Source organism: Pedobacter sp. MC2016-05, assembly GCF_026239735.1.
GTDB lineage: Bacteria > Bacteroidota > Bacteroidia > Sphingobacteriales > Sphingobacteriaceae > Pedobacter.
Genome location: NZ_JAPIVT010000051.1, coordinates 1 through 1,188, shown reverse-complemented (window position 1 = coordinate 1,188; position 1,188 = coordinate 1). Strand labels below are relative to the sequence as shown.

Genomic DNA, 1,188 nt, shown 5'->3' with positions numbered 1-1,188 from the left:
GATTGTTATGATAAATACAAGTTTTATGCTGCTATTTTATGGTTATTTTTAAAAGGCATCTGGTTTTTGACAACCGCCGCGACCCTAAGCACTATTTTGTTTCTAATTGCATTTAAAATACTCATGCCATGCTTTCCCTCATCCTTTTTTCTGTTGTCGTAGTTTTTGATTTCTAGGTTGTGTTGAATAGCAGATAGGGCGCACAGATGCAACAATCTTTTGAGTTCCTTGTTGGCCATTCTATGAAACCTTGTCTTACCTTTTATGCTTATGCCACTGCTGTGCTCAAACGGCGCTACGCCTGCATAGCAGGCTAGTTGTTTTCCGCTGGGGCTACCTGCAAAGTTAGCCGTGCAACCGATAAGATATACAGCAGTTACATGTCCTATTCCCGGGATGCTGAGCAGCAATTTATAATTGCTTTTGAAAGCTTTGTTCTCTTCAATTATTTTCTTGATTTCGGTCTCAATATTGCTGATGGATTTAGCTATGCCATCAATGGCTGATCTTAGTGATCTCTCAATCAGTTTCTGATGTGGTTTCTCATTTACGTTTCCCAGTTCCTTAATGGAAACCCCCAGGCTTGTGATCTGTTTGAGCAGTTTTGTCCTGGCAGAGATAAAGTCTTTAAGGTGTAGCAGAACGGGGCTCAAAGGCGCTGTAGCAGTTAAGGTGTCCGATTCCCTGTAGGCATAATTACATAAACGGAGGATGTCTATCTTATCATTATTTCCCCTGGCTATGCCAAAGCTCCACTTGATATGTGCCGCATTGCCAATGTGGATGGGCAGGTGTTTCCTACTGCAGAAAGACCAAATCAGACGGTGATAGATTCCCGTGTTTTCAATGACAACAAGAGACTGCTCATCAAAGGTTACCTTATGGTTTTTAAGCCATTTGTCAAAGGTCTTGGTCCCTGTGGCATTGTTGTCAAAGCGGGCAGTCTCAACGGGCTGCTTTAAATGATTAACCACCGCCATCAGAGAAGCATCAAAGTAGGGTTTCGAAACATCAATACCGATAAAGAATTTTGTGGTGCTAATCATCATGTTATTTTTTATGTTTGTAACGGTTACCTAATTTCCAACCCATCGATCCAAGTCCTTAATAATGGGTACTGCCCTAATTGTTATCTGGTCACCAAGGGAGAAAATCGGTAGCGGATTGCATCATTTCATAGGTATAAAA

The 1,188-nt window shown here is 41.4% G+C and carries 1 protein-coding gene; it reads right to left on the bottom strand.

Translation table 11 applies throughout. From position 1 onward, the window contains the following. Positions 1–23: 23 nt before the first annotated feature. The gene (locus OQZ33_RS24125; protein ID WP_265802128.1) at positions 24–1,049 is read right to left on the bottom strand and encodes an IS110 family transposase; all 1,026 of its coding nucleotides are present in this window, start codon (positions 1,047–1,049) and stop codon (positions 24–26) included. Between the last annotated feature and the right edge of the window lie 139 nt (positions 1,050–1,188).